Raw genomic sequence first — 25,182 nt, 5'->3', positions numbered from 1 at the left:
GAATCTGTAAGCCGAGGAGCGGAGCATATACTTAATACGTGAGCATCCGAAGACTTACCCAAAACGACGTAGCCAATTGTCCAAATTAAACGAGTATATTCACAATTTTACGAGGAACGAGGATAATCTTCTTCGGCTCTTTCCCTTCTAAGAACTTTTGTACCTTTGGCAAACTGACGGTCACTTGCTTTATTTCATCTTCACTTACGGAAGTTTTAAACTCATAGGTATCACGGAGTTTGCCATTAACCTGCACTGCCATAATATATGTATCTAACTCTAGCATTGATTCATCAAATGCAGGAAAAGACAAATTATATAATCGCGCTTTATTGCCAAGCTTTTGCCAAATTTCTTCCGTAATATGCGGGATAAAAGGATTTAGTAGCTGTACTAAAACATTAAAGCCATGCCTTACGGTTTTAACATCAATTTTATCTTTGGATATTTCAGCAGATATAGCATTAGAAAGCTCACGCATACGTGCTATTGCTCTGTTTAGGGCCAAATGCTTTATATCTTCGGCGACGTGCTTTATTGTAAAATGTACTAACCTATTAAGCTCTTTATTAACCTCGCTATTCACATCATCTTTTAAAGAATCTATCGCCTTAAACATATACTCAAGCTTATTAATAAAACGTGAGCAGCCTTCAATACCGCTTGCCGACCATTCTAGATCTTTCTCAGGCGGACTATCGGACAGTACAAAAAGCCTAATAGCATCTGCCCCATATTGCTCTTGCATTGTCTCAAGATCGATGAGATTCTTTTTAGACTTACTCATCTTTTCAATGCGTCCCTGCACTACTCTATTATTGCTTTCTTTATGAAAAAATTCATTACCCTTTTTAACTACTTCTTCAGGATATAACCAATTATTATGTTCATCTTTGTAAGTGGCATGCAGCACCATACCTTGAGTAAATAACCCTTTAAAAGGCTCTCGAACGCTTACGTAATTCTGTTCGTTCATTACTTTTGTGAAAAACCTTGCATATAATAAATGCATTACCGCATGTTCAATGCCGCCTATATATTTATCAACCGGTAGCCAGTAATCACAAGCTTTTTTATCAGTCATCTCTGTAGCATTGCTATTGCAATATCTCGTAAAATACCAAGATGATTCAAAAAATGTATCAAAAGTATCGGTTTCACGCACAGCCGGCTTATCGCATTTCGGACAATTAACATGTTTCCAACTAGGATGATGATCAAGCGGATTACCGTGACCGTCAAAATTGACATCATCAGGTAAAGTAACGGGTAAGTCTTTGTAAGGTACGGGCACTATGCCACAAATTTCGCAGTGAATCATAGGAATAGGACATCCCCAAAAGCGCTGCCTTGAAATCCCCCAATCTTTTAGACGATAATTTACGCTGCGTTTACCTATGCCTAGTTTCTCAAATGCTCCGATGACTTCTTGTTTTGCTTCGTTACTAGTTAAGCCGTTTAGAAAATCCGAATTAATTAAAATTCCATCTTCCGTATAAGCGGTCTTTTGTACATCCATATCTGCTTTAATTACTTGTTTAATAGATAAATTCATTTTAACAGCTAATTCATGGTCACATTCGTCATGAGCAGGGCAACCAAATATTGCACCAGTGCCATAATCCATTAGCACAAAATTAGTAATAATAACCGGTAAAACTATATTTGAATCGAAAGGATGAGTAACAAAAAGACCGGTAAATACACCTTCCTTTTCAGCCTTTTCTAGTTTGCTACTTCTTGTAATATGCGAGCATTGAGTTATAAAAGCGAGTATTTCAGGTGTTTTAGAAACTAACCGCTCTATTATCGGATGATTAAAGGCAATTCCTATAAAGCTAGCACCAAAAATGGTTTCAGGTTTGGTTGAGAATACTTCTATAGTAATCTCTTCATTATCCTTAATTTTGAAATGAAAATTAGCACCTATCGATTTACCTATCCATTTCTCTTGCATAGACCGAACAGCTTCAGGCCACTCTTTTAAATTCTGAATTTCGTTTAATAATTCTTCAGCATAATCGGTAATTTTTAAGAACCATTGCTTTAAATAACGTTTTGCAACTATTGCACCTGAACGCCAACCACGCCCGTCTACAACTTGTTCATTCGCAAGCACAGTATTATCAACCGGATCCCAATTAACAAATGATTCTTTTTGATAAGCAAGATTTCGTGCATAAAGCTCTAAAAAGAATTTCTGCTCATGTTTATAATACTCAGGATCGCAACTATTTATCTCTCTAGACCAATCATAAGAAAAGCCCATAGATTTTAGCTGCTTTTTCATATTCTTGATATTAGCATATGTCCATTTTTTTGGGTGAGAATTATTGTTTATTGCGGCATTTTCGGCAGGTAGCCCGAAAGCATCCCAACCCATCGGATGAAGTACATTAAAACCTTGCATAGTCATAAACCTTGCAATAACATCACCTATAGAATAGTTGCGTACGTGACCTACATGGATTTTACCGGAAGGATAAGGCAGCATTTCAAGTACGTAATATTTTGGCTTGCTACTCGCGTTTGATACCTCAAAAGCTTTTTCTTCTTGCCAAATGTACTGCCATTTTTGTTCTATTTGGTTCATATTTTTTTAATTTATATACTGCATTGTCATTGTGAGCAGTCGTAGACTGCACGGCAATCTCATCAAATATCCTGAGATTGCTTTGTCAATTACTCTGTAATTGCCTCGCAATGACGGCAATACTGTTATTACCTCACACTATTAATATATATCTCTCTAGCTTTTCTTAAAATTTTATCTTCAAGCGTGATAGCAAGATTTGAGGTGTTTTCATTAAATACCCATTGTTTATTTTTAAGCATTTCTTCAAATACTTTCACTTCGATTGAATCAGGGCTGATTACATCGTCTTTAATAAATATATTTATTTTAAATCGAAAATTAGGATTAGAACGTGGGCTATACCATTCCGTAATAATCACGCCGCCGTTTGAGTCGGCTGATGCAAGAGGAGCCACACTTATAGTCTCTAATGCTGCTTGCCAGAGATATTTATTAACTGAACCTCCTATAGCTTTAGTAGATTCATTCTTAACCCTACCCGGTCTAAAAACTAATCCTTCTTCACCTGCTATAGAACCGACTTCGTCCCATTTCTGCTCTCGTTCTGTTTTTGGATAATCACCCGCTAAGATACTAGTACTTATTGCACTAAGTATAATTACAAAAAATAATCCGATAATTTTCTTCATAACCAATATTTAATTAGTGTGCTTGAGGGAAATAATAGAGAAGCTTTAGCTATTAGTCAAAAATTATTTCTTCCCACCGTTCTTTGGCATTGTTATATGGCTCAAAAAAAACCCACTCGATCCCGCCTATGCGGGAATGACATAGGGCAGATTTAATTATTTCTCAGAAATAAATTCAAAACGTGGAATATTTTTGCCGTGTAATAAAACCTTTTCGCTAAACATTTCAAGCGGCCTTACCCAGAAGCTGGAAATTATCATATAACTCTTGCAAAGTTTCAGTATGTTTTGCAGTATCTATAACTTGATATAATTTTTCTTTGTAATGCTTATATATTCCGGTTCTCATAACACTTACACCTTAACAGGCATGACGACAAAAATATCTTTAGGATTCTCAGGAAATTTAATAAGTACCGGTGCTGAAACATCTGAAAAATATAGTTCTACTAAATCCGATTTCACTGCTTTTAAGACATCTTCCAAATATTGCGGGTTAAAGCCTATAGCTAAAGACTCATCACTATTATATTCATAAAAACTTTCCTTATCTTGTGAAGAATTAATAACCTCTTTTGCGTTGCCTCTTGCTTCACCGACGGCACTAATCTCTAAGGTTTCACAAGATAACGATAATTTTACTGCTCTAAATTTTTCAACGGTTATTATCGCTATCCTTTCTATACTATCTGCAAACATTTTTCGATTAATTACTAATTTTGAGCTGCTGCTTTCCGGAATAAAAGTACTATAATCAGGGAAAGTACCGTCTATAAGCTTTGATAGCATAATAGTATTTTCGTTACATATAAATTTAATCTTATTGCTATTTAATAAAATTTCTATATCTTCATTTATATTTTTAGGATCTTTAACGATTTTTAAAATTTCCTCTGCACTTTTTTGGGGTAATATAACTCCAAAATTCTTTATTTGTTTTTCTAATGTTACCCATGAAATCGAAAGTCTATGCCCATCGGTACTTGCCGAACAAAACTCTTTGTCTTTTATGTGTAAATAAACACCGTTTAAATTATAACGAGTTTCATCTAAAGAAATCGAAAATTTTGTCGATTCGATTATTTTAGCAAAATCCGTGCAGGAAATTTTAAAACTTGCTTCAGGATTAATACTATCCATTGCAGGAAAAGAACTAACCGGCAAAGTAAATAAATTAAATTTACAATTTTTTCCTTTGATCTCAAGTCCCGTTGTACCGAGATCTGTTAATGTAAGCTCGGAATCCGGAAGTTTTCGGACTATATCATTTAGAGTTTTCGTAGAAACGGTACATTCACCTTCACTTACTACCTGTACTGCTATTTTTTGACTTAAGTACAAATCCATATTAGTAGAACTAAGCTCTAGATTGCCGTCTTGTGCTGATAATTTAATGTTTGCATATTCAGGTATGAAATTACGTTTTTCAACAACGGAACTTGCAAACCCTAGGGACTGAACTAATGTTTTTGTTTCCACTATTAATTTTAACATATTGTTATTCTCTTAATGTTCCTTGAAATTTTTGTGAGATGGCAGCAACTAAATCTTTACTGAACGAATTTAAATCAGTATCAGATAACGTCCGATCATCTGCTTGTAGCTCTATTTTAACCGCTATAGATTTTTTACCTTCAGGTAATTTATCACCGCTATAAATATCAAATAATATAACTGATTTGATAAGCTTTTTATTAAAATTATTTATATATGCTATTATTTCACCGACTCTATGATCTTGACCAACAATAAATGCGTAATCTCTAAAATTAGCTTGGAAATCCGATACTGCAAATTCGTCTCTTTTACCCAATTTAGCTTTTATCAACGGCAAATTCGTAATATTTAGCTCGAATGCAAATATTTCCTGATTAATATCGTAATATTTCAAGATTTTAGGGTGTATCTGCCCAAAATGACCTAATAAATTTTTACCAAGCCCTATATTTACTGCTCTAGTTGGATGATAATATTGTGGCAATGCTGTCCCATTTGTTGCTATACATTTATCTATAGATAGTCCTGCATAATCAGCTACCAACTCTAAATCGCCTTTAAGATCAAAAACATCATAGCCTCGTCCAAGCGAATGAGGGTTTTTATTATTATATGAACCGCTTATAATTGCCGTCAAATAAGTTGCTTCCGTATTTAAATCTATAAAACTTGGTCCAACTTCAAAAAAAGCCATATCTTTTATAGAGCGTGCTAGATTTTTACTTACTATACTTAACAAATTCGGCAGTATAGTAGGACGCATATAATTGTCTCCTATGCTCATAGGATTAAGCAAAAATAACTCTTCTTTTAATTCAGCAAACAACTTTGCATCTTCACTACTCATAAAAGAGTTAGTTACTACCTCATCATAACCTTTGCTTGCTAATATCCTTTTAAAACTAGATATTCTTTTATGCTCTCTTAGCTTATTATTATCTTGGTCTAGTTCAGGTAATTTTATACTCTCTATTTTATCATAGCCGTAAATACGAGCGATTTCTTCAGCTATATCTTCTAAAATAGTTATATCGTGACGCCAAGAAGGAGCTATTACCTTTATAATCTCACCTTTAACATCCGTAATAAATCCTAGTTTATGTAATATGGCTTCTATCGCTTTGATATTTAGTTTAATTCCTGTAATTTTTTCTAAATAACATGCTGAAAAATCTAAAGGTTTTTTTTGTGACTCTTTTTCACCGACTTTCACTACTTCCGATACTTCACCGTTTCCGCATATTGACAAAATAAGATTAGTTGCTATATCCAAAGCCTTTTCCGTAAAATTTCTATCGATATTACGCTCATTACGATATCTAGCATCCGTATCAATTTGGAACCTTCGCCCGCTAGCTGCAACCATTTTAGCATTAAAACAAGCAGCCTCGAGTATTATATTAGTTGTACTATCAGTACAACTACTATCAGCCCCGCCAATGACACCGGCCAGACCTTGAATACCACTTTCATCTTTTATAACTAAATCATTTTCTGTAAGTAAATATTCTTTGCCGTTTAGGGCGTGGCATTTAGCTACGTCATTGCGAGGCTGCAAAGCAGCCGTGGCAATCTCATTTTGTTGTCCTGAGATTGCTTCGTCGCTACGCTTCTCGCAATGACGTGCTACAGTAATTCCCCCTTTTATCCTATCTGCATCGTAAGCATGCATCGGCTGCCCAAAGCTATAGGAAATATAATTTGTTACATCCACTAAGCTTGAAATAGTTTTTACCCCAACATTTTTTAATAATTTCTGTAACCAATCAGGGCTTGGTTTATTTTTTAAATTTCTTATCTCTCTAAAAGTAAATAACGGACAGGCTTCCTTATCTTGCACGTTAAGCTTCATTTTAGAAATAAATGTACTCTTTATTGCCGCAATTTCTAGCTCTTTAAGTATGCCTATTCCTTTAGCTGCTAAATCTCTTGCGATGCCGTAAACTCCAAGTGCATCACCACGATTAGGAGTAACGTTAATAACAAATATAGGATCATCTAAACCGTAATATTTAGTAAAATTCTCTCCAACTACGGCATCTTCAGATAGCTCTATAATCCCTTCAGACTCTGAAGCTAGCAGTAATTCCTCTTCAGAGCAAAGCATACCACAGCTTTTTTCGCCTCTAATAACAGATTCCTTAATCTTAAATTTACCGTTTGGTATTTCTATTCCGATATTTGCAAGTACTACTTTTATACCTGCTCTTGCATTACGCGCACCACAAACTATTTGCAACATACCGCTTTTAGTCTCAACATCACAAAGCTTTAATTTATCAGCTGACGGGTGAGGTTTAATATTTGTAATATATGCTACTTCAAACTTTTGTAATGCTGCTGCTTTATCTATCACCTCTTCCACTTCAAGGCCAATAGCTGTTAGGGCTTCGGCAATTTCAGTAACTGAAGCCGATGTCTCTAAAAATTGTTTTAACCATGATAACGTAAATTTCATTTCGTAAGCCCTCCTGCTAAATTCGGTATATCAAAGCTCCCAAAATTATAATGTTTAAGCCAACGCATATCTCCTTCAAAAAATTGTCTTAAATCTTTGATATTATATTTTAACATTGCAAAACGCTCTACTCCAAGCCCAAAAGCAAAACCTTGATACTCGCTGCTATCGATACCAACATTTTTAAGCACGTTTGGATGAACCATCCCGCAACCGAGGACCTCAAGCCATTTATCGTTTTTATTCATCCGAATATCAACTTCGGCAGAAGGTTCGGTAAATGGGAAAAAGCTGGGTCTAAAACGTAATTCAATATTAGAATTTTCAAAAAAGCTTTTTATAAATGTCGTGATAACATATTTTAAATGTCCCATATTGATATTTTTATCCATAACAAGCCCTTCTATTTGGTGAAACATTGGCGTATGCGTCATATCCGAATCCGATCTATAAGTCCTACCCGGTGCTATAAACCTAAAAGGCGGTTTGCCGTTTTTCATAGCTCTAATCTGCACTGTTGAGGTATGAGTACGTAATAACAACGGCTTATTATTTTCCTGACTTTTCAAATAAAAAGTATCATGCATTTGCCTTGCGGGATGATCATCTTCAAAATTGAGAGCGGTAAAATTATGAAAATCATTCTCGATATTCGGTCCGTTTTCTATAGTAAAACCAAACTGCGAAAATACTTGTATTAACTCCTCACTACATTGTGTTATTGGATGAATAGAACCTTGTTTATATCTCCGTGCAGGGATTGTTAAATCAATTTTATCGGCAGCAAGTTTAAAATTTAGTTCCTGCTCCTCTAAAATTTCTGCTTTTGCTTTTATTATATTCTGTATTGTATCTTTTAATTTATTGATTTTTAAGCCAAATTCTTTACGTTCCTGTTCATTTAAACTACCTAATTTTTTAAGCTCACCGGTCACTATACCGTTCTTGCCTAAAAATGCTACTTTATATTCTTGCAGAGCTTTTAAGTTTTGTACTAATAAGATTTTGTCCTCAGCAAGCCTTAATATTGTTTCTATATTTTCCATGATTGTTTTTTTGTTTTTGATTTTTTATTGTACGGTAGAACGTCATTGCGAGCGGGCATTGTTGCGTGGACCTGTTTATCCGTCATTGCAAGGAAATCGCATAGCAATTGATGAAGCAATCCAGTTAAAAATTCTGTAAATCAGAATTTTTTTAATTATTTTCTGGATTGCCGCGTCACCTACGGCTCCTCGCAATGACGACCTTCAGTATCTACGCAACAATACCTCCCTGCAATGACTTTAAACCAACATACACTTCATATAATTCTCTTCTATCGCCACCAACTTCGCTTTAAATATCTGCCCTATTTCTAAAGGTTTATCTAGCTTTACCGGAATAAAATTTTCGGTATGGGCAATATTATTATTCTCTACTAATAACTCCACTTGCTGTCCTATATGTTTTTTAAAGAATTCGGTCAACTGGTTTTGCCCTTCTTGCCTTAAAATTGCTGCCCTTTCTTTTCTTATATTTTTAGGTACTTGTGGCATACGTGCTGCAGGCGTTCCTTCTCTTTCCGAATAAGGAAAAACATGTAAATATTGTAATTCCGCTTCTGAAATTAATTTTCTTGTATTTTCAAACATTTCAGGGGTTTCAGTCGGGAAACCAGCTATAATATCCGCACCAAAAGATACTTCCGGTCTTATTGCCCGCAGTTTCCGACAAAACTCTATTACGTTTGCTCTATTATGACGTCTTTTCATACGTTTTAAGATCATATCATCACCTGCTTGCAAGCTAATATGAAAATGCGGCATTATCCTTTCACTATAAGCTATAAGCTCAAAAAGTTCATCATCTATTTCTGCAACATCTATTGAAGATAATCTAAGCCTCTTTAATTCAGGGACTAAATTCAACACTCGTTTAATCATTTGTGCGAATGTTGGACTTCCTGGCAAATCACTACCATAAGCCGTGACATCAACACCGGTAAAAACTACTTCGTTAAAGCCGTTTAATACCAAATGCTTGACCTGCTCTGCTATAGCTCCTATTGCTACTGATCTACTTTTTCCTCTACCATAAGGGATAATACAGAAAGTACAAAAATGATCACAACCGTTTTGTACCTGAATAAAAGCACGAGACTTACAGTCAAAGCTACTTACTAAATGACTTGCCGTCTCTTTCACCGACATTATATCGTTAACTGTTATTTTTGCATCGGTAATTTGGTAGTAATGAGGTAATAACTTCTCTGCATTACCTATAACTTTGTCAACTTCCGGCATATTACCGTACATTTGCGGACTTGTTTGAGCACTACAGCCGGTAACAATAATTTTTAAATCAGGATTATTTTTTTTAGCCTTGCGTATAGCTTGTCTTGCTTGTTTCTCAGCTGCTTTAGTTACCGCACAAGTATTGAATATTGCTACATTATCGATACCCGACAATTCCAAGTTTTTTCGTATTATCTCACTTTCGTAAATATTAAGTCTACAGCCAAATGTTACTACGTTTTGTCTTAAATTATTGCTCACAATAATATTCCCCACGTGCTACAAGCGTAGCTGCCCCTTGCATTATTATATTACCGTTTTCTTCTTTCATAGTAAGGTTACCGTGCTTAAAGACTATAGTACTTGGTGAATGGATAAAACCGTGCTTTAAACCGGCAGCAAAACTACCGCAAGCTCCGCTTCCGCAAGCAAGCGTTAACCCTGCCCCCCGCTCCCAAACGGATAAATAGATTTTATTATCTTTTACTTCAGCAAAATTAACATTTACCCCATCTGCGAATAATTCCTTAGCCTGCAATCTTTCACCGACAATTTTTTGATCTTGAGGTTCTAACTTACTAAAAATAACTACATGTGGATTACCTATATCAACGCAAATAGTTTCCTTTAAATCAATCATATAACGCTCTGCAAATTGCCAAACTTTATCACGACTTGGCATCCAAGCTTCATTAAAACTCACGCTTCCTACATTAACGCTAATATTATTTTCATCATTGACATTACATAGCAATTTTTTATTGCCTACTATTACGGTAATATCTTGCTTTCCCGTATCAAGATAAATTAACTTGGCTAAACATCTTGTAGCATTACCGCATAATTTAGCACTAGAGCCGTCTATGTTATATATAATCATTTCATAAAAATCATTATGCTCTTCATAAATAATACACTGATCGCAACCGATACCTGTATGACGCTCAGCCATATTTTTTGCTAACTGCGATAAATCATATGAACTTGATAAATCTCGTTTGTTAACAATAACAAAATCATTACCGAGACCATGCATTTTTACAAAATTAATTTTACTAATCATAATGTTTTATATATTAGGAAATTGTATTATAGCAAATTTCTTGGAATTTGCTATAATGAAGTGATGATATATAAAAATATAGACTATTATGCTAATTTCACGTTTCTTAGACCCTAAAAATAACTATGCATTTTTAAAAATTTGCGGTACAGAAAAAAATAAGGATATACTTATTCATTTTCTAAATAACATTTTAGGTTATACGGGAAAAGAAGTAATTACCGAAGTTACTTTTTTAAAAAAAAATCTAAGGTTCTGACATCCCTACTGATAGACAATCTATAGTTGATGTATTATGTAGAGATAAATACGGTACTCAATTTATTGTAGAGATGCAGGTTAGCAAACATCCAGGTTTTGAAAAACGAACTCAGCTTTATACAGCAAAGGCCTATTCAAGCAAAATAATAAACAAAGATGAAGATCATAAAAAAATGGCAGTATATGCAAAACTTCGAGGAGTAATATTCTTAGCTATTGCCGATTTTATTTTATTGCCCGATAAAAAAGATTGGAGATCAAATCATAGATTACTTGATACTAAAACTTATGAGAACGACCTACAAGATTTGTATTTTAGCTTTTTAGAGCTTGAGAAATTTAATAAAGAATTAGATCAATTAGAGAACCTTCAAGAAAAATGGGCATATTTCTTTAAACATGCACATGAAAGCACTCTAGAAGAAATGGAGAATTTGATAGGTCATGATTTTATTATTAAAAAAGCTTTTTATGCTTTGGATCAAGCTAGTTGGTCTGAAAAAGAGTTAAATACTTATGAAAAAATGATAAAAACCGAAACGGATCATCTAGCCGTAGAAGAGCAGAAAATTATGGATGCTGAAGCTAAAGGGGAAGCCAGAGGGGCAGCAAAACAAAAAATTTCTATAGCTAAAAACATGTTAGCCAAAAATAAACCTTTAGATAAAATTATAGATTTTACCGGTTTAACAGAAAAAGAAATCGAGCAATTATAAGTAATGAAGATCCTTAATATTATGCTAAGTCGTGACCTTGGCGGCATTCAACAAGCATTTTTAGATTATAGCACTGCTTTAGAGATGCAAAAAATTGAGGTTATAAATATCACTTCTTACAAGGCAAAAATAAATTCCTTTCTTCTATACAAACAAAGCTTAAAACTACCTAATATAGTACCGTTTGATTTACTCTCGGTACTTATTTTTAAGTATATAATTCATAAGACTAAACCCGATATAATTATAGCACACGGTAATAGAGCAATAAATTTTAGTAAATTGGCTAAATCACAAAATATAAAATTAATCGGTATCGCTCATAATTATAGTTTAAAAGGACTACGTAAATGTGATTTTGTTATTGCCTTGACGCATCATATGAAAGCATTTTTATTAAAAAATCACTTTGCCGAATCTAGGATATGCATCCTACCGAATATGATAAATATTGCTAAAGACTTTATTCCAAATAAAACATATAGCAAACCTGTCGTAATTGGTGTACTAGCAAGATTTGTAGCTAAGAAAGGTGTTGATGTTTTTATTAAAGCTATCAAAATTTTAAAAGAAAAAAAATATGATCTTCATGCAGTTATAGGTGGAAGCGGCGAGGAAAAAGATAATTTAATTGCTTTAGCACATAAACTTAATTTACAAGATCAAATATCATTTACGGGATGGGTTCACGATAGAGATAAATTCTTTAAACAAATAGATATTTTTTGCTTACCGTCTCTTCATGAACCGTTTGGCATTATAGTGCTTGAAGCAATGGAGGCAAGCATGCCTATCGTTAGTACAGATACTGAAGGGCCTGCAGCAATCTTAAACGACATGCAAGACGGGCTTATTTGTAAAGCCGGCTCTGCTGAAGATTTAGCAGCAAAAATTGTCTATCTAATAGAGAACCCTATAAAAGCAAAAGAATTTTCTAAAAACGCCTACCTTACTCTCAAACAAAATTATGACATTAAAGTTGTTTCTGAAAAGTTACAGCATATTTTAGAAAGCTTCAGATAAGATGAATTTAAGGGTGAGCCTACACAGCTTATAAAAATACGTGAACACAAGCGAATCCTGCAAAATTCACTTATATCAAGCTTTCTAAAATATGCTATAGCAACATTATTACGTAATTATAAAAATAGTTAGTTGCAAAAATAATAGTCTATATTGACATAACGGTTTAAAGATTCATAATTAATATTAAGTAATATGAATTTATTTTAATGAACCTAATCGATGAACTTCATATGCCGATTTTGCATTTACTTAAAATATATTCTAGTTTTATCGATTTCATCATTTCTTCTATGTGGTTGTAACGCAAAACACGATACTATTCCCCCTAAACTCTCATTACCTACTACTTGGAATAATTATTCTCTAGAACAAAATAATAATGCATCCTCCAAGTAGTGACTGCAATTTAACGATCCGGTGTTAAATAACCTAATCGAAGAATCTTTAACTGGTAACTCCGATATTGAGCTGGCAATGAGTAATGTGCTAGCAGCGCAAGCACAGCTTAACCTTATTAATTCTTATAGATTTCCACAAATCAATTTACAAGGCGGAGCAAATCAAACAAAAAACAGTAAAGACACAAAAGCACCGAATGAACCGAAATTCTCTAATAATTTGGGGCTAGCAAGCGTGCTTAATTACGAGCTGGATTTATAGAGGCAGCCGCCAACGCTAGCGAATCAGCTAAAAAACTTGCCTTGCAAGTGAGTATAGCAAGGCAGCGGTACGTTTATCAGTTATAAGTCACGTCACTATAAGTTACTTTAATCTTTTAGTATTAGACAAATAAATCTATCTAACTAAAAAGCTAATTGAGGCTCAAACGGAAATTTATAAATTAAATCAGAAATTATATAATCTTGGCGTAGGTGATTTAATATCGGTTAGTGAAGCTGCTTCCGACCTTGCACTTACTAAGTTATCATTGCCACCTTTAAAACAACAAAGACATGAGCAGGAAACCGCTTTAAAATTTTAGTAGGTAGAATTCCTGAAAATATAGTAAACGGCTTAATTTATCGTAATAAACCAATAGATTACTTCCCTGCTCTACCGGTATTACCTAAAATATTACCATCAGAGCTTTTAGAGCAAAGACCAGATATTAAAACAGCAGCGCAGAATTTACTAGCAGCAGATGTAAACTTAAAAACAATAAAAGCTACTTATTTTCCACAAATTTCTTTAACAGGCTTATTAGGATACGGTAGCAATAAACTTAATACTCTGTTTACTAACTCAGCTGAGACTTGGCAGGTAGGCGGCAACATAGCAGGACCTATTTGTGATTTTGGCAAATAACAATGCTTAAAACAATAATGCGGAATTTGATATTGATAACATTACTAGTACTAAATAGTAATATTAGTGGTTTGGGTAATAAAACATCATAATAAAAGCAGTAAACAAATCACTATAGCAGCTCCGGTTGAGGTAACACAAGTTATCAGAAAAGACGTATCTGATGTGATAGAACTTGCAGGAGTAGCTGAAACTGACCAAAGTGCCGATATTCAATCTCAAGTTACGGGCCAAATATTAAGTGTAAATTTTGATGATGGACAAGAAGTAAAAACAGGTGATTGATTATATGAAATCGATTCTCGTCCTTTTCAAAATCAATTATAGCAAGCACCAGCAAATTTACTAAGTGATACTTATAACCTTGAAGATGCTATAAAAGCAGAGGCAAGATATCATGCTTTATATGAGGAAAAAGCCGTTTCGGAAGAGCAGTATTTACAGATGCTAACTAATATGAATATGCTTAGGGCCACCGTGGAACGCGATAAAGCAATTATTGCAGACGCTAATTTACAAATCGAGTATTCAAAAATAGTAGCTCCTTTTGATGGTAAACTTAGTGCGAGTAATGTGGATATAGGTGATTTAGTATCGCCGGATTTTGTGCGTCTAGTAACTATCAATACTAGCTCGCCTATTTATGTCAGCTTCTCCGTACCTGAAAAATATCTCGATCGTATTAATAAATCTCAAAAATCTAATGATTTAGCTTTGACGGTTAGAACCGTAAGCGACTAAGAAATTAAAGACGGTGAGATCGTTTTTGTCGATAATTCGATTGATCCAAATAGCGGCACTATCAAAGTTAAAGCAACATTACCTAACCAAAACGAAATATTATGTGGCCAGGACAGTGTGTGCGTGTATCCCTAACGATTTACATCGAACAAGAGGCTTTAATAGTTCCGTCTAAAACCATGCAAACTAACGATCAAGATCCTTATATATTTGTTGTCGATCAAGATAATAAAGCCGTGGGTCAAGAATATAGATATAGTGTTTTCTAATGATGATTTTATTGTTATTAAAACGGTATAGATGGGGGAGAAACGGTAATCACCAACGGGCAGCTACGATTATCTAACGGAGCAGAGGTGAGTATTAGGGAGGAGTAGTGTCAAATCGTCATTGCGAGGAAATTACAAAGTAATTGACGAGAAGCAATATTAGGAGTTTGTCATTATTTCATGACATTGCCACGCTTCTTACAGTCGCTTGCAATGACGATATGTATGACAGAAAAAATCCATAAAACAGGACAAAATAATTGGGTATTTCAGAAATATTTATTAAGCGTCCGGTTCTTGCTACTTTATTCATGGCAACTATTTTGCTGTTTGGCGCATTCGGCTATAGGATATGACCGGTAAGCGTTTTACCTGACATCAACTGCCCGACTATTCCGGTTTCAGTAAGCTTGCCTGGAGCTGACCCTACTACTATGGCATCTTCAGTTGCATTACCGCTTGAAAAGCAATGATCGACGATATCAGATATTGACTCGATGAGTTCGGTTAATAGTAACAGTACTACTCAAATTACTTTGCAGTTTAATTTAGACCGAAATATAGATGCAGCGGCACAAGACATACAAGCAACTACCGAACGACTTACCTACCCCGCCCTCATATTGTAAAGTAAATCCTGCCGACGCACCTATATTTTATTTATCTTTAACCTCTGAGACTCTTCCCCTTATATACCGTGGACTATTACGCCGAAACAATTATGGCTGAGCGTTTATCTATGCTGCCGGGGGTGTTGCACAGATACAAGTTTACGGCTCACAGCAATATGCAGTGCGTATGCAGATTGACCCTGTTAAAATGGCAGCAAATAATATAGGGCTTGACCAAGTATCAAACATTATCAGCTCTGCTAACGTTAATTTACCGACCGGAGCTTTATACGGTACAGATATCTACTCAAGCATTAGCACCCCTGGGCAATTACAAAATGTTAAAGAACATAATGAGTTAATATTAACTTATAAAAACGGTAATCCGCTTTTTCTTAAAAATATTGGGAAAGCCATTGATAGCGTAACTAATAATAAAATAGCCGCTTGGTATAGGGATAAGCCGGGGGTAATACTTGCTATTCAAAAACAACCGGATACTACTAATACTATTGAAATAGTCGACTCTATAAAAGAAGTATTGCCGTTGCTTCGCAGGCAAATCCCTGAGGACATTAATATTAATATCATGTTTGATAGGTCAATTTCTATATCAGAGAATCGGTCAATGATGCCAATTTTACTATGCTACTCGCTTTATTTAATACTAGTAGTGATTGCTATATTTCGCTTTCTACATAACTTACGGTCCGTGATTATTTCGACTATTGCCCTTCCTTTATCAGTTGTCGGTACTTTTGCCTTTATATATCTATTCGGTTATAGCATCAATAATATGTCTTTAATGGCTCTAACGCTTGCGATGGGTTTTGTCGTGGATGATGCAATAGTAGTGCTTGAAAATATCACACGACATATGGAAAAAGGCGAGAGTAAAATAGCAGGATGTATTAACGGTACTAAAGAAATAGGATTTACTATCATCTCAAGGACTTTATCCCTAATGACGATATTCATCCCAATATATTTATGAGCGGAATTTTAGTGAAGCTATTGCACGAACTTACCGTTGTTATTACTACCGCTATTTTGCTTTCGGGAGTTATCTCGATAACCGTAACTCCTATGTTATGTAATGTGTTTTTGAGGGATCGTCATTGCGAGGAACGTAGTGACGAAGCACTCTCAGGGCAACCCACCGAGATTGCCACTGCGTCTTTGACGCCTCGCAATGACGACCTACCACTAACCGAAAAAGCCTTTGAATATGTCAAACAAAAATATGGTAGCAGTCTAAAAACAGTAGTAGAGCATTCAAAAACTACTATGCTTATATTTTTCTCTTAGTAATCATCGCAACGGCTTATTTATTTGGGAAAGTACGCAAAGACCTTATGCCTTATTCCTATACGGGATAAATCTTATTTTTTACCGACGCCGCTCAAACTATTTCTTTTGATACGATAGTGCAAGAACAGCAACAAGTAAGTGATGTATTACTTAAAAATCCTAATATAGATTCATTTTTTTCTGCCGTAGATGTTTCAGGTAGAAACTCTGCCGTAAATCAGGGTACGATTTTGATTAGCTTAAAACCTCGTGACCAAAGAATAGGCGCTGACGCCGTTATAGATCAGTTACGTTCAAAACTAAATCATTTAGTAGGTTTAAGGGTATATATCCAGAACGTACCTACTATTACGATCGACGGACCAGCAACCAAAAGCCAATATCAATATACTATGCAAGAACTCGATCAAGATGTGCTATTTAGCTTTGCACCGAAATTAAAGGACAAGCTCGCACAACTTGCCAGGTTTTATTAACGTAACTTCGGATTTACAAATAGCACAGCCATAAACTTTAGTGCAGATTGATAGATATAGGGCTGCAAAACTCGGTATATCAGTCGAGCACGTCCAAAATATCTTATATACAGCTTACGGTGCTGAGCAGATTTCCACATTATATACCCCAACAGCTCAATATGATGTTATTTTAGAGCTAGATCCTAAATATCAAACAGATTCGTCAATGTTATCTCTAGTCAATATTAACTCCGCAAGCGGCAATTTAGTACCGCTAACTACCATTGCTAAAATTGTTAACACTGTTGGCCCGCTTAGTATTTCACATTTCGGGCCATTACCTTCAGTGATGGTATCATTTAACCTGCAAGATGGATATTCAATTAGTGATGTCGTTCCAAAAGTTAATCAAGCAATAAGAGAGTTACAAATGCCGGCTACGATTACGGGAAGCTTCCAAGGAACAGTTCAGGCATGTCAGTCGTCTTTTTCCGATCTTGGCTTATTGCTTGGACTTGCCGTTATAGTTATTTACATCATCCTTGGCATGTTATATGAAAGTTTTGTGCATCCTATAACTATACTTTTAGGACTACCCTACCGCTATATTGGGAGCATTACTCACTCTACTAATATTTAATGAAGCATGTATAATACGATTCAGACCGATTATGATGACTACCCTAGCTGCCTTAATGAGCACTATACCTATTGCGTTTGAAGTTGGAGCAACAAGAACAGAGAGAAGATCACTAGGGCCTGCAGTAGTGGGAGGTTTACTCACACATTGCAATTACTTACTCTTTATACATCACACCGATAATTTGCCTATATTTAGACACAGCTAAGAAATGGTTAAAGCATAGCAATTATAAAGCTGAAATTTTAGAAACTATCCGGAATTAAATTGGAAATCTTAATGTTGTTGTATGGCGCGAGAAACTCGTTCAGCATTATACCGTGGCTTGACCACGATATCCAGAAAATAACTAAAAATACTAATATTATTAGTATTTTTGACTAGCTCCCATGGACAAGCTACGGCGTGACAGTGGTATCAAGCGTGTTCAGTATTCGGCATCGTTTTCTCTTCTCCAACAACCGTAATTTCATCACTATCATAATTAAATGTGTCCGTTGTAGAAGGAGTAGACGGTACAGGCGATGTGCTTACTAACTCAGAAGACTTTTGATCTAAATAGTCTCTTACTTCTCGTTTACCAAGCAATTCCATAGCATCATTTTTATTACTTTCTTTTATTTATATATGCTTCAGGAATATATGCCTTAATATATTCCATATCAGATGCGTTTTTTAATAAATAAGGTGATACAAACTCTAGTATGTCCTTACCGCTTCTTTTATAATGAGTAAGCAACACAAATACCGTAGTCATTTAATAAATGCTTGTGTCTTGTCTGTTGAATGTTGTTTTGCAGATTCCACAGCTCTTAAAGCATATAATATCTGTTCTCGTGTTGCTTGAATAGAAACATCATCTGATGAAGCCATACAGTAAGCTTTTTCAAGCTCTTGATCTTTAAAAATGTAATTTTTTTGTTAATTCTTTTATTTTAGTAACAATAGGGTTTTGAAGGCCTTTTATAAAGATAAGACTAGCAGTACTTGCTGAAAGTTTACTTTTCATAATATACCTATTAATAAATTTAACATATTTCTATATTCAAATATTAATTTTTATTAATAAATAATAAACCTATTGGTAGTGATAAATATATCATATCAGAGATTGCTTTATATATCTAAAGACTGGAGATTTCTGCTTTTAGCTAAGAATAGGCTTATTATATCGAACAAGCATTACTGTCGTTATCATCATCTTCAAGGATAAATTTTTGCTTTACCTTAGAATTGTTATTATACGGCTTACTATTTTTTACCGGTGGATAATTTACAGGCTCATAATTTGTAACGGGCGGGGCATAATTTTGATTTACTACAGCATTTGGACAAGTATATTTTGATATATCACGCTTAGTTTCTCTAAGCATGGCTTTTATCTGATTTAATTCCTCTTGTATCTTTTTTTCTTTATCGCTATCGTCTTTTCTAACCTTTTTATTCGCTCTACTTAAAGTCATATCATCATCGGATTCAGCGAAACCGGCTTCTGCTTTTTGCTTTGCTATATCCCTTTTAATCATCTTAAGATACATTTCACGATTTCTCTTTACAGGATCGATTCTTTCTCCTCTTAAAGGACTATCACTATCATAGTCATCATCGTTATCATAATCAAGATTATCTTCTACTATATTCTTTTTAGCCAAAGTAATATATTTATTATTATATACAGGTTGTCTCTTGCCGCCTTTAGCACCTTTGCTATCAACCAATCTGTTATTTGCTGATCTTTGAAAATAGCTTCTAAAATTATCTGTACAAGCTGAAAGTAAAAACATTCCTAAAAATAATATTATAATTTTTTTTAACATATATTTATATTATTCCAAAACTTTTATTAGACTTCCTGTACAACTTAGCTAATAAGGAGGAATTTGTAGAAGACATGGAACGCAGCACCGCAGCGTACGCTTTGGTACGTGAGGATACGAGTACCGGATCGACGCACAAATTACCCTTAGAAGCAAGTTATGCAGAAAGTCTAATATGATTAATGCCACATAATAGCCAAACTTGCAAGAATAAAGAGCCGAACTGCTATGTGCTTAATTAAATTATTGTGATTCTGAGGTATTTTTGGTCTTGTTGTATGTCTCCACCCCGTCATTGCAAGCGACTAAAAGGAGCGTGGCAATCTCAGGACTTTAGCACGAGATTGCTTCGTCAAAACTTACAGTCTTTCCTCGCAATGACGGAAAACAAAATCTAAATCATCTCTCCTATTAGGTTACTTAATAGCTTATGCCCTTCTTTTCTTCTTTTTAATAAATTTTGTGAAGCATCCTCTAATATTTTTGGATTACTTATCAAATCGAGTATTTTATCTGCTAATTTTTCTGCAGAAATATTATGCTGCTCTAAACACCATCCTGTTTTTTCATCTGCCAATAATTGTGCATTGTAATATTGATGATTATCCGCGGCACTAGGCAGTGGAATAAAGATTGCCGGCAACCCTATATAGGTCAATTCTTCTATAGTAGATGCTCCTGCTCTTGAAATCACTAAATCGGCTTCTTTATATTGCAATGCTATATTATCAAAAAATTCAGCCAATTCATAGGTAATGTTTAATTTCAAGTATATATCTTTTATTTTTACTTGATCATCTAATGCCGCTTGCTGGATTATATTTAATTCAAGACTTGGCTGTTTTTGCATCAAAATTTGGATACTTGCAGGTATCAGCTCTGAAAATAACTTAGCTCCTTGACTACCGCCAAAGATAAATATTGTAAAAAGCTTATCATTCCGTGGCTTAACCACGGAGTCCAGTGCTTTTATTAAAGACTTTTTGGACCCCGTGGTCAAGCCACGGGACGACATTTCTATAACCTTTAATTTCCTAATATTCTCTCTAACTACCCCACCGGTAACTACTATTTTACTTTTTGCAAATTCCGGTAAATTCTTTATTTTTTCATAAGAAATAGCTATCTTTTTAGCAAAGCTTGCAAAAAATTTATTAACTTTTCCAAGGTAAGAATTCTGTTCATGAATTATAATCGGTACTCTTAAAAAAATTGCCGCAAACATTGGAGCTATAACAGGATAACCGCCAAACCCTACAGTAACGGAAGGCTTCATATTATATAATAATTTAATAGCTTTTAAAACTGCAATTGATAACCTAGGTAAAAACAAGAAAATATTACCTGAGCGTTTTAAATCTAGGATATGAAAAATTACTTTCATATCCTGCTTTATATATTGTTTGCATCTTAAATCCGTAATAAAATGAACTTCATAGCCACGTTTGATTAATTCTTCTCCAAGAGCAACTGCCGGAAAAAAATGTCCCCCCGTCCCTCCTGCTACCAAAATGATTTTTTTCATATTTCAATATTACGAATTTTGTACGAATTTAACGGCGTTCGGTATCTTGTAAAGCCAAGAAGCATACCGGTAGCGATAGCTATTGCAAGCGTTGAAGAACCACCGTAACTAATAAACGGTAATGTCATACCTTTAGTAGGAAGTAAATGTAAAGTCACACCCATATTAATTATTGCCTGAAGCCCTAATTGTGCAATTATACCGCTAGCAGCGAATTGTACAAATTTATCTGTTTCGTTTAATAACTTAATAAGACTTCTTAATACTATAAAAGCAAATATACCTATAACAATAAGGCAAATAATAGCTCCAAACTCCTCACCTGCTACAGCAAAAATAAAATCCGTATGCGAGTCAGGTAGTACCTGCTTGACTGCCCCCTCCCCTGGACCTCGTCCATATAACCCGCCATGCTCAAACGCCTTAAGAGACTTACTAACTTGATAATTCTCGCTACTATCTGGATCTAAAAACGAATTAATTCTTTGCGTTACGTGCGGTAACCAAAAATAAGCAATAGTTACTCCTATCATTCCTAAAAAACCGGCTAAAACAATCCAAAATATCGGCATACCCGCAATAAACAGTTGAATACCGAAAACTGCCGTAATCATTACAAGCATTCCAAAATCCGGCTGAATAATTAAGAGAATAGCAACAATAGAATAAAGTATTACACAAATCGTAAAACTTGGAAAATCATCATTAAATTTTAGCGATAATATCCAGCCCGTAACAACTGCAAAAAACGGTTTGATAAATTCCGAAGGTTGAATAGATAGACCTAGAATATTAATCCATCGCACTGCGCCTTTTACTTCATAGCCAAAAAATTTAACTGCTATTAATAAAACTATACTAGCAATAAATCCAACTATTGCAAAACGCCTTAACCATTTTTTATTAAGACATGAAAATAATAATATAAGTCCTGAAGCGGTAGCTAAATAAAATATTTGTCTAGATACAAAATAACTTTCTTCAAGACCTATTCTACTTGCTACTGCTGAACCTGAGGTAGTAACCAGCATTAGACTAAAAGCAAATAAGATAATTAAAGAAATTATTATTTGCCTATCGGTACTCCGCCACCATAATTTTATAAAGTTATTAGATATTTCGTTATTCATATTATAGTTATTCAATTATGGCTATATTTATAATGTTATTGCATGGATCGGAAAACACCCTCGATGTCACTCCGTGGCTTGACCACGGTATCCAGAAAAACAATAAAAAATACTAATATTATTTAGTATTTTTAACTAGACCCTGTGGTCAAGCCACGGAGTGACAGGATACTACACAATTTTATAAACAACTCGCCACGCTCTTCAAAATTTTTAAACTGATCATATGAGCTACAACTAGGTGCTAACAAGATATTTTTTACTTCCGCGTTATCACCTACTGCATCCTTATAAGCAAGATCGAAAGCCTGCTCAAGATTATCACATATTACAAAATCTACTATATTCTTAGCAGTATTTGCAAATATTTCTTTAGCTTGACCATAAAAATAAGCTTTCTTAATTTGACTGAAATAAGGCTTTATTTCCTCAATACCACCCTCTTTAGGGATTCCTCCCGCAAGCCAGTAAATATTAGCGAGTGCTTTAATTGATTGCACAGCAGATATGGCATTGGTCGCTTTACTATCATTGTAAAAACTTATATTATTTATACTACCGATATATTGCATTCTATGAGGTAAACTTTGAAAACTACTTATAGATTCAAGTATTTTTTTAGGTTCTACTCCTATTATTTTAGCTACTGCATAACTTGCTGCAATATTCTCACAATTATGAACTCCTTGCAGGTTTTTATTAAAAGGTACAGTATAATGCATAAAGCTTGATACAAGCGAATTTTGCAGGTCTTGCCTGTGCTCACGTATTTTTATACACTCCGGCTCCGCAGGCTCACCTTGCAATTCATCTTGTCTAAAACTTTCTGAATTATGCTGTAATTCAAAACTTATATCATCAAAAAAATTAGCGCTAATTTTATCATCAACTACCGAAATACCGTTTTCAAGAATTTGAGTAACCGAAAAAGGAATTAGCTTTATACGCTGCTCTTGCTGCAATTTTATAAAGACTTCACGACAATAATCATTATCGATATTAATTACCGCATAACTCTCTTGATCCATTCGATCAAAGATCTTAGATTTTGCTGCAATATAGCAGGGCATATCCTGATGTCTATCTAAATGGTCGGGAGTGATATTAAGAAGCACGGCTATTTTAGCTGTAAAGGTTTTTACTAGATCTAGCTGAAAAGAAGACAATTCAAGTACATATCCATCCTTACTTGCTTTAGCTTGCAAAGCAGAAACTCCAATATTACCGGCAACCGGATAGTCTAAACCGCTACTATTTAAGATATGGCTTATTAAAGCAGTAGTAGTACTTTTACCGTTTGTACCGGTTATAGCTATAAATTTTAAGTTTTTTGATTTTGCAAATAATAAGTCTATATCGGAAGTGATTGGAATATTAAAACTTTTTGCAATATTGACTATCTCATGCGTTAAAGGAATTCCAGGACTTAAGACAATTGTATCTAAATTTTGCCATCTTGAATCAGATAAAGCAGCGATAGCGGTTTTACTATATAATTCTTCAAATATATCTCTATTTGCTTTTAAATCATCATAAACAATTACATCATATTTATTTTGCAATTCCTCGTAAACCGATATACCGGTTTTACCAAGCCCAAAAACACCTATTTTTTGTTTTGTATGAGAATTCATGAATTAATTTGAAAAAATATTGCAGTCCTAGTATTCAAGAACAGGTATATGAAGATCAACTTCAAAAAGAGCAAGGAGTTTACAAGTCGAGGAGCAGAGCGTATACTTAATACGTAAGCACCGCAGATCTTGTAAAACGACGTAGCCAATTTTTGAAGTTGATCAAGTATACTAATGCATGTCCTGCATTAATGCTTGTTCACCTTCATTAAATTCACCTTGTCCTTTTACATTACTGTAAGTTGTTTTGCTATGCCCAGGATCAGGTAAATAATAATGAGGCGGAACTTCTAGTGCTTTAGCACGCTGTACTTGATACTCATTAGGTCCAACTGTTGATATACCTATGGTTTCTTTTAACTTTTTACTACAAGCAGAAGTAATTAATAAAACAGTAAATAATACAAAAATCTTTTTCACTTAAACACCTATAAATTAAAATTAAAATTAATAGCCTCCTTGCAAAATGAACTTCTAGAAGGTAATGTGTAAGTCAACCCGGTACTTGAATCCTCAAGTAGGTCTACTACGCTACGGTTCTGCGTTCTATGTTGCCTTCAAATGCCTCTCTATAAGTTTAATTTTGCAAGGAGGCTATTTTATCATTACCACCCTTATCGGTATTACGAATTTTTTCAGCCATAGCTTCAATTTGAGCATTATCATAATTCCCTTTAGCCTTTTCTTCAATAACTTTTTTAGTACTATAATAATCTTCTATTAAGATAATTACTCCTATTGTAATAAAGCAATCAGCTAAATTAAATACGGGGAAGCTATAATTCTGATAATGAAAATGGATGAAGTCAAAAACTGCTCCTCTAAAAAATCTATCAATTAGATTACCAACAGCTCCGCCGATTACAAAGCTATAACCGGCAAAGCTTCCGATCGTTTTTGAACGTATCATCAAATAATATAAATAACAGACAATAATCGTATTCGTTATTAAGAAAATAGCATTGCTATATTGATAATATTCACGCATTAGACCAAAGCTAATACCGTAATTCCAAGTATAAACCATATTTAAGAAAGAAGTAACCTTAAGCATTAAGCCCGGCTTCCATCTCAAATTATCAATAAACCACCATTTACTTAACTGATCAATAATCACTAAGGTTATTATTATACGACTACTACGAGCAAATGTGAGATATAGTTTTTTTAGTAGTGGGAGCATAATTGTAAATGTCATTCCCGCGAAAGCGGGAATCCA

Annotated in this window: 27 protein-coding genes and 5 pseudogenes; 15 read left to right on the top strand and 17 right to left on the bottom strand. The window is 34.5% G+C overall.

The genetic code is table 11. From position 1 onward, the window contains the following. Positions 1–85 precede the first annotated feature (85 nt). From leuS to dapF, 9 genes are all read right to left on the bottom strand, one after another. Complete coding sequence (leuS, locus tag ACHBLB_RS05595) at positions 86–2,593, bottom strand: leucine--tRNA ligase (protein ID WP_475841209.1); 2,508 nt, start codon at positions 2,591–2,593, stop codon at positions 86–88. Positions 2,594–2,721: 128 nt separating this feature from the next. After that, positions 2,722–3,225, bottom strand: coding sequence for a DUF3576 domain-containing protein (locus tag ACHBLB_RS05590; RefSeq protein WP_475841206.1), 504 nt, complete (start codon positions 3,223–3,225; stop codon positions 2,722–2,724). 156 nt (positions 3,226–3,381) lie between these two features. Further along, entirely contained in the window at positions 3,382–3,450 is a 69-nt protein-coding gene (locus ACHBLB_RS05585) for a hypothetical protein (RefSeq protein WP_475842771.1), read from the bottom strand. A gap of 1 nt (position 3,451) precedes the next feature. Continuing rightward, a complete protein-coding gene (locus ACHBLB_RS05580) occupies positions 3,452–3,574 on the bottom strand; it encodes a DUF1653 domain-containing protein (protein WP_012262374.1) in 123 nt (40 codons plus the stop codon). Positions 3,575–3,579: 5 nt separating this feature from the next. After that, positions 3,580–4,719 (bottom strand): DNA polymerase III subunit beta, encoded by a 1,140-nt coding sequence (gene dnaN, locus ACHBLB_RS05575; protein ID WP_475841204.1) that lies wholly within the window; start codon positions 4,717–4,719, stop codon positions 3,580–3,582. 4 nt (positions 4,720–4,723) lie between these two features. Continuing rightward, positions 4,724–7,180: a phenylalanine--tRNA ligase subunit beta gene (gene pheT / locus ACHBLB_RS05570; RefSeq protein ID WP_475841202.1), complete on the bottom strand. Its 2,457-nt coding sequence runs from the start codon at positions 7,178–7,180 to the stop codon at positions 4,724–4,726. After that, entirely contained in the window at positions 7,177–8,226 is a 1,050-nt protein-coding gene (pheS, locus tag ACHBLB_RS05565) for a phenylalanine--tRNA ligase subunit alpha (RefSeq protein WP_475841199.1), read from the bottom strand. The genes pheT and pheS overlap by 4 nt, the downstream gene beginning before the upstream one ends. A gap of 240 nt (positions 8,227–8,466) precedes the next feature. Beyond that, positions 8,467–9,732 (bottom strand): tRNA (N(6)-L-threonylcarbamoyladenosine(37)-C(2))-methylthiotransferase MtaB, encoded by a 1,266-nt coding sequence (mtaB, locus tag ACHBLB_RS05560; protein WP_475841197.1) that lies wholly within the window; start codon positions 9,730–9,732, stop codon positions 8,467–8,469. Continuing rightward, the gene (dapF, locus tag ACHBLB_RS05555) at positions 9,707–10,519 is read right to left on the bottom strand and encodes a diaminopimelate epimerase (protein WP_475841194.1); all 813 of its coding nucleotides are present in this window, start codon (positions 10,517–10,519) and stop codon (positions 9,707–9,709) included. The genes mtaB and dapF overlap by 26 nt, the downstream gene beginning before the upstream one ends. Positions 10,520–10,607: 88 nt before the next feature. Here dapF and ACHBLB_RS05550 point away from each other — a divergent pair. From ACHBLB_RS05550 to ACHBLB_RS05485, 14 genes and pseudogenes are all read left to right on the top strand, one after another. Further along, a pseudogene (locus ACHBLB_RS05550) lies at positions 10,608–11,496 on the top strand (Rpn family recombination-promoting nuclease/putative transposase). 3 nt (positions 11,497–11,499) lie between these two features. Continuing rightward, the gene (locus ACHBLB_RS05545; RefSeq protein ID WP_475841192.1) at positions 11,500–12,519 is read left to right on the top strand and encodes a glycosyltransferase family 4 protein; all 1,020 of its coding nucleotides are present in this window, start codon (positions 11,500–11,502) and stop codon (positions 12,517–12,519) included. A gap of 420 nt (positions 12,520–12,939) precedes the next feature. Further along, entirely contained in the window at positions 12,940–13,182 is a 243-nt protein-coding gene (locus tag ACHBLB_RS05540) for a TolC family protein (RefSeq protein WP_475841189.1), read from the top strand. 315 nt (positions 13,183–13,497) lie between these two features. Then, positions 13,498–13,827 carry a TolC family protein gene (locus ACHBLB_RS05535; protein ID WP_475842769.1) on the top strand — a complete coding sequence of 110 codons (330 nt, stop codon included), beginning with the start codon at positions 13,498–13,500 and terminating at the stop codon, positions 13,825–13,827. 66 nt (positions 13,828–13,893) lie between these two features. Next, positions 13,894–14,112, top strand: coding sequence for a biotin/lipoyl-binding protein (locus ACHBLB_RS05530; protein ID WP_014410664.1), 219 nt, complete (start codon positions 13,894–13,896; stop codon positions 14,110–14,112). Positions 14,113–14,202: 90 nt separating this feature from the next. Continuing rightward, positions 14,203–14,568 (top strand): efflux RND transporter periplasmic adaptor subunit, encoded by a 366-nt coding sequence (locus ACHBLB_RS05525; RefSeq protein WP_475842767.1) that lies wholly within the window; start codon positions 14,203–14,205, stop codon positions 14,566–14,568. A gap of 3 nt (positions 14,569–14,571) precedes the next feature. Continuing rightward, positions 14,572–14,703 carry a hypothetical protein gene (locus ACHBLB_RS05520; protein WP_475842765.1) on the top strand — a complete coding sequence of 44 codons (132 nt, stop codon included), beginning with the start codon at positions 14,572–14,574 and terminating at the stop codon, positions 14,701–14,703. Then, on the top strand, positions 14,688–14,837 hold the full coding sequence (locus ACHBLB_RS05515) for a hypothetical protein (protein ID WP_475841186.1): 150 nt from the start codon (positions 14,688–14,690) through the stop codon (positions 14,835–14,837). Before ACHBLB_RS05520 ends, ACHBLB_RS05515 begins: the two co-directional genes overlap by 16 nt. Positions 14,838–15,247: 410 nt before the next feature. Beyond that, the gene (locus ACHBLB_RS05510; RefSeq protein ID WP_475842763.1) at positions 15,248–15,310 is read left to right on the top strand and encodes a hypothetical protein; all 63 of its coding nucleotides are present in this window, start codon (positions 15,248–15,250) and stop codon (positions 15,308–15,310) included. Between the two features lie 24 nt (positions 15,311–15,334). Further along, positions 15,335–15,466 (top strand): acriflavin resistance protein, encoded by a 132-nt coding sequence (locus tag ACHBLB_RS05505; RefSeq protein ID WP_012262369.1) that lies wholly within the window; start codon positions 15,335–15,337, stop codon positions 15,464–15,466. A gap of 169 nt (positions 15,467–15,635) precedes the next feature. Then, positions 15,636–16,756 (top strand): annotated as a pseudogene (locus ACHBLB_RS05500) (efflux RND transporter permease subunit). 71 nt (positions 16,757–16,827) lie between these two features. Then, positions 16,828–17,269, top strand: a pseudogene (locus ACHBLB_RS05495) (efflux RND transporter permease subunit). Positions 17,270–17,275: 6 nt separating this feature from the next. Then, positions 17,276–17,858: pseudogene (locus ACHBLB_RS05490) on the top strand (efflux RND transporter permease subunit); the annotation flags it as partial. 30 nt (positions 17,859–17,888) lie between these two features. After that, positions 17,889–18,065, top strand: coding sequence for an AcrB/AcrD/AcrF family protein (locus ACHBLB_RS05485; protein ID WP_475842761.1), 177 nt, complete (start codon positions 17,889–17,891; stop codon positions 18,063–18,065). Positions 18,066–18,274: 209 nt separating this feature from the next. On the opposite strand, the gene ACHBLB_RS05480 is transcribed toward ACHBLB_RS05485, so the two are convergent. The 3 genes from ACHBLB_RS05480 to ACHBLB_RS05470 all read right to left on the bottom strand — a co-directional run bounded on the left by ACHBLB_RS05480 (position 18,275) and on the right by ACHBLB_RS05470 (position 19,674). After that, on the bottom strand, positions 18,275–18,451 hold the full coding sequence (locus ACHBLB_RS05480; protein ID WP_012150763.1) for a hypothetical protein: 177 nt from the start codon (positions 18,449–18,451) through the stop codon (positions 18,275–18,277). A 13-nt stretch (positions 18,452–18,464) separates the two neighbouring features. Continuing rightward, the gene (locus ACHBLB_RS05475) at positions 18,465–18,614 is read right to left on the bottom strand and encodes a hypothetical protein (protein ID WP_475841184.1); all 150 of its coding nucleotides are present in this window, start codon (positions 18,612–18,614) and stop codon (positions 18,465–18,467) included. A 409-nt stretch (positions 18,615–19,023) separates the two neighbouring features. Further along, on the bottom strand, positions 19,024–19,674 hold the full coding sequence (locus ACHBLB_RS05470) for a hypothetical protein (RefSeq protein WP_475841182.1): 651 nt from the start codon (positions 19,672–19,674) through the stop codon (positions 19,024–19,026). A 74-nt stretch (positions 19,675–19,748) separates the two neighbouring features. Between ACHBLB_RS05470 and ACHBLB_RS05465 the strand changes: the two are divergent. Further along, a pseudogene (locus tag ACHBLB_RS05465) lies at positions 19,749–19,844 on the top strand (palindromic element RPE1 domain-containing protein); the annotation flags it as partial. A 224-nt stretch (positions 19,845–20,068) separates the two neighbouring features. On the opposite strand, the gene murG reads toward ACHBLB_RS05465, so the two are convergent. The 5 genes from murG to lspA form a co-directional block, all read right to left on the bottom strand. Then, positions 20,069–21,199, bottom strand: a complete 1,131-nt coding sequence (gene murG / locus ACHBLB_RS05460) for an undecaprenyldiphospho-muramoylpentapeptide beta-N-acetylglucosaminyltransferase (RefSeq protein WP_475841180.1) — start codon at positions 21,197–21,199, stop codon at positions 20,069–20,071. After that, entirely contained in the window at positions 21,196–22,329 is a 1,134-nt protein-coding gene (ftsW, locus tag ACHBLB_RS05455) for a putative lipid II flippase FtsW (protein ID WP_475841178.1), read from the bottom strand. The genes murG and ftsW overlap by 4 nt, the downstream gene beginning before the upstream one ends. Positions 22,330–22,460: 131 nt before the next feature. Continuing rightward, positions 22,461–23,963 carry a UDP-N-acetylmuramoyl-L-alanine--D-glutamate ligase gene (gene murD / locus ACHBLB_RS05450; RefSeq protein ID WP_475841175.1) on the bottom strand — a complete coding sequence of 501 codons (1,503 nt, stop codon included), beginning with the start codon at positions 23,961–23,963 and terminating at the stop codon, positions 22,461–22,463. 171 nt (positions 23,964–24,134) lie between these two features. Next, a complete protein-coding gene (locus tag ACHBLB_RS05445) occupies positions 24,135–24,383 on the bottom strand; it encodes a DUF3035 domain-containing protein (protein ID WP_062811446.1) in 249 nt (82 codons plus the stop codon). 157 nt (positions 24,384–24,540) lie between these two features. Next, positions 24,541–25,146, bottom strand: coding sequence for a signal peptidase II (gene lspA, locus ACHBLB_RS05440; protein ID WP_004995831.1), 606 nt, complete (start codon positions 25,144–25,146; stop codon positions 24,541–24,543). Positions 25,147–25,182: the final 36 nt, after the last annotated feature.

The organism is Rickettsia lanei, from assembly GCF_056242675.1.
Note: the sequence above shows the minus strand (reverse complement) of the source record. Positions and strands in the feature narration are given on the sequence as shown.